This window comes from Streptomyces sp. CBMA29 (assembly GCF_014596445.1).
Taxonomy (GTDB): domain Bacteria; phylum Actinomycetota; class Actinomycetes; order Streptomycetales; family Streptomycetaceae; genus Actinacidiphila.
In genome coordinates this window covers 1-4,160 of the sequence record NZ_MECL01000089.1, presented here as the reverse complement: position 1 = coordinate 4,160, position 4,160 = coordinate 1, and the positions used below count along the sequence as shown (strand labels likewise).

Annotated in this window: 4 protein-coding genes; all 4 read right to left on the bottom strand. The window is 72.0% G+C overall.

The features are described 5' to 3' along the window. The coding region (locus BGM09_RS13835; RefSeq protein WP_188281850.1) for a carbohydrate kinase family protein at positions 1-760 on the bottom strand (760 nt) is incomplete at its 3' end. A gap of 124 nt (positions 761-884) precedes the next feature. Beyond that, positions 885-1,790, bottom strand: coding sequence for a carbohydrate ABC transporter permease (locus BGM09_RS13830; RefSeq protein WP_188281848.1), 906 nt, complete (start codon positions 1,788-1,790; stop codon positions 885-887). After that, complete coding sequence (locus tag BGM09_RS13825) at positions 1,787-2,803, bottom strand: carbohydrate ABC transporter permease (protein ID WP_188281847.1); 1,017 nt, start codon at positions 2,801-2,803, stop codon at positions 1,787-1,789. The genes BGM09_RS13830 and BGM09_RS13825 overlap by 4 nt, the downstream gene beginning before the upstream one ends. 8 nt (positions 2,804-2,811) lie before the next feature. After that, positions 2,812-4,095 carry an ABC transporter substrate-binding protein gene (locus tag BGM09_RS13820; protein ID WP_188281849.1) on the bottom strand — a complete coding sequence of 428 codons (1,284 nt, stop codon included), beginning with the start codon at positions 4,093-4,095 and terminating at the stop codon, positions 2,812-2,814. Positions 4,096-4,160: the final 65 nt, after the last annotated feature.

Here is a 4,160-nt window from a genome sequence, read left to right as displayed (position 1 = left end):
CGCACGCCAGCAGCCACGCGGGGCCGCTCGCGCGCCGGTGCCGGGTCACCGCCAGCGTCCGCAGGACCACCAGGAGACCGGCGAGCAGGGCCGCGGCCCGCTCCACGTCGGCGGGCCCGGGGTCACCTGCGGGCACCTCACCGCCCGCCGCCAGGGCGCACGCCTCCCTGGCGTTCGGCAGCAGGATGTCGGTGACGGGGAGCAGCCCGGCGATTGCGGCCGGGTCCCAGTCACCCGTCGGGTCGTCGTTGGTGTCGAGCGAGGTCGTGGCGCCGTGCGCGCGGGCGGTGCGGAAGAGGTCGGGCAGCGCGGGCGCGAGTCCCGGCAGCAGGAAGTACGAGGCGGCGTGCACATGGCGGCAGTTCGCGAGCAGCGCCTGCGGCACGTCGGCGCCGACGGTGGCCGTGAGGGTGCCGGGCGCGGTGAGGATGGCGCGGTCGTCGCCGCGGGTGAGCACGGTGGTCAGCGGCGTCGGCAGGTCGGTGTCCACCCGCAGCGCCGCGGTGTCGACGCCGCGCTCGGCCAGGGCGGTACGGACGTACCGGCCGGTGTCGTCGTCGCCGATCCGGCCGGCGATGGCGACCTTCAGGCCGAGCCGGGCGGCGCCGCACGCCATGATCGCGGCGGAGCCGCCGAGGGTCAGCAGGCCGGTGGGGACGAGCTGTTCGCGCTGGCCGAAGGCGAGCGGGGCGTCCAGCGGCCCCAGGACGATGTCGGGATTGGCGTCCCCGATGACGAGCAGGTCGAACGTGTCCGGCATGAGCTGGCTTTCTGTGGTGGTGGGGCGGGAGTCCGGCGGCGGGAGTCCGGGGCGGTGTCCTGTCATCGGTTCAGGCGACAGGACGGTGTCCTGTCAGCCGTTCAGGCGACGAGGCGGTGTCCCGTCAGCCCTTCAGGCCGCTGGAGGTGATCGACTGGATGAACTGCTTCTGCGCCGCGAGGAAGGCGAGCAGCACCGGCAGGACGGTCAGGACGTTGCCCGCCATCACCGCGGACCAGCGGGTGTGGTGCAGGCCCTGGAAGGTGGTCAGGCCGAGTTGCAGCGTGTACTGCGTGTCGTGGTTGATGGCGATCAGCGGCCAGGTCAGGTCGTTCCAGGTGCTGAGGAAGGTCAGCACCGCGACCGTGCTCAGCGCGGGCCGCGACAGCGGCAGCACGATGAGCAGGAGCACGCGCAGCCGTGAGCAGCCGTCGATCCACGCCGCCTCCTCCAGCTCCCTGGGCAGCGAGAGGAAGAACTGCCGCAGCAGGAAGACCGCGAAGGGCGTGACCAGCGACGGCACGATGAGCGCGCCGAGGGTGTCGATCAGGCCGAGCCGCTTCATCACCAGGAAGGTCGGGATCATGGTGAGCTGGAACGGGATCGCCATGGTGGCCAGCATCAGCACCAGCAGGGTGCGCGAGCCGGCGAACCGCATCCGGGCGAAGGCGTATCCGCCGAGCGCGCCGAAGACGAGGTTGGAGACGACCGCGACGACGGAGACGATCAGCGAGTTGGCGAACCAGCGCGGGAAGAGCGCGTTGCCGAGCACGTAGCGGTAGCCGCCGAGGTCGATGTGCGAGGGCCACAGCGCGGGCGGGAAGCGGTTGATCTCGGCGTTGCTCATCACCGAGCTGACCAGCAGCCAGATCAGCGGGACCGCGAAGAGCAGGGCGAGCGGGGCGAGCAGCAGGTGCCAGGCGCTGAAGGGCAGCCGCGACCGCCGGGGGCGGGGCGCGCCCGGCCGCCGGGCGTCGGCGGTCTCGGCGCCGGGCGGCGCCGCGTCGGGCAGGGCTGAGGTGACGGTCATCGCGGGGCTCCTTCGAGGCGTACGGGCTCGCGGCGGCGCAGGGCCCGCATGCCGACGGCGATCACCAGCAGGGCGAGCGCGAGCACGTAGGCGGCGGCTGCCCCGTAACCGGCGGTGAAGTTCTTGAACGCCTGCTCCCAGATGAAGTAGACGATCACGGTGGTGGAGCCGAGCGGTCCGCCCTTGGTCGTGACGTAGACGAGGTCGAAGACCTGGAGGGAGTTGATGGTCTGCCACAGCACCAGGAAGACGTTGACCGGGGTGAGGGTCGGCAGCGTGACGTGGCGCAGCAGTTGGAAGCGCCCCGCGCCGTCGAGCCTGGCGGCCTCGATGAGGGACGGCGGTACGTCCTGGAGGGCGGCGAGGTAGACCACGACGCAGAAGCCGGTGCCGCTCCACAGGGAGATCGCCACGAGGACGAGGAGTGCCTGTCCCGGATCGGTGAGGAACCCCTGCTGGGAGATGCCGAGGGAGTGCAGTACGGAGTTGGCGGCGCCGAACTGCGGGTCGAGGATGAAGGAGAACAGCACGCCCTGCGCGGTGGCCGAGATGACGAACGGTACGAAGATCAGGGTGCGGTAGACGCCGACGAGCCGGATGCGCCGGTTGAGCGCGAGGGCGAGCGCCAGGCCGAACAGCATGCTCAGCGGGACGTACAGCGCGGTGTACTCCAGGGTGTTGCGTACCGCCTGGCTGAAGTGCGGGTCCTTGGACAGGGCCCGGTAGTTGGCCAGGCCCACCCAGCGGCTCGGGGTGACCAGGTCGTCGGCGCGGAAGGACAGCAGCAGCGACCAGACCACGGGGACGACGCTGAGGCCGAGGATGACCACGATCGAGGGCGCGATGAAGGTCCACGCGGTCGCGGACTCGCCGCGCAGCCTGCGGCGGCGGGCGCGCAGTTGCTGTGCGTGCTCGCGGTCCCGGTCCTGGTCGGACAGGGTGAGCGGGGCGGGGCGGCGCTGCGCGGGGCCCGGCCTGTGCCGGGGCAGCAGCCGCGGCGTGGTTCTCGACATGGGTCTCCTCAACGCGGGATGAGCAGTGCGGCGTTGGCTTCGTGCGCACAGTCGCGCAGCGCCTTGGCGGGGGTGCTGCGGCCGAGCAGCACCGCGGTGATCGCCTGGCCGAGCGCCTGGGAGATCTGCGGGTAGGCGGGGTGGGCGGGGCGTACCCGCGCGGTCTCCAGGGCCTTGGTGAACACCGACAGGCCCTCGGTGTGGGCACTGCGGTCCTGCCAGGCGGGCAGCGCCTGGGTGCTGCGGCTGAGCGGGAGGCTGCCCGCCTGGATGTCCCAGCGCACGTCCTGCGGCGGCTGGATCAGCCACTCGACGAAGGTGCGGGCGGCGGCGACGCGCGCCGAGCCGTTGTCGAAGACCGTCCAGGTGTCGGGCCCGGAGATGGTGACCTCTTTCCCGCTGTAGCTGGGCAGCGGGACGACGTGGTAGTCGATCTTGGCCTGGATGACGTCGGGCAGTTGCCAGGGACCGGTGGGGACCATGCCCATCCGGCCGGAGAGGAAGACCTGGTACATCTGCTCGCTGCCGGGCTTGGGGTCGATGTAGACGCTCTTGTCGGTGGCGAGGGTGGCGATGGTCTCCAGGGCGCGGACGCCGGTGTCCTCGAAGCCGATGCCGTGGCCGTCGGCGGAGATGACCTCACCGCCGAGGTCCCAGATCATCGGCCAGATCCGCCAGACGGTGTCCTCGTCGCCGACGCCGGGCCAGCCGGTGCCGAAGGTGCCGTCGGCGTGGCTGGTGAGTTTCTTCGCGGTGGCCGTGAACTCGTCCCAGGTCCAGCCGGGCTCGGGCAGCGGCACTCCGGCGCGGGCGAAGACCTTCTTGTTGCAGACGACGGCGAGCGAGTCGATGAGCGCGGGCGCGGCGCGTACCCGCTTGTTGACGGTGACGGCCTCGCGGGCCGGGGTCCAGAAGTCGTTCCAGGGGGTGGGGCCGTGGGCCATCATCGCCGTGAGGTCCACGACCTTGGGGCTGCGGGCGATGCTGGCCAGGTCCGAGCCGAAGATGTAGGCGATGTCGGGGTACGAGCCGGAGGCGAGCGCCGCGGTGACCTTCTGGAGCATGGCGTCGGAAAGGACGCCGCCGCCGGGGTCGACCCTGATCTTCGGGTGGGTGCGGTTGAACTCGGCCACCAGTTGCTGGATCACGGCGCGGCCGGTGTCGGTCTGGCCGTGCCACAGCTCGACGGTGACCCGGCCGTCCGCGCCCACGCCGTCGCTCTCACCGCTGCCGCAGCCCGCGAGCAGCGCGCCCGCGGCGGCGCCGGAGAGCAGTCCTGTGCCGCGGCGCAGGACGTCACGGCGGGAGAGTCCGGTGTCCCGGCGCGGGTGCCCGGCGGGCGGCGGGTCGCCGGGGA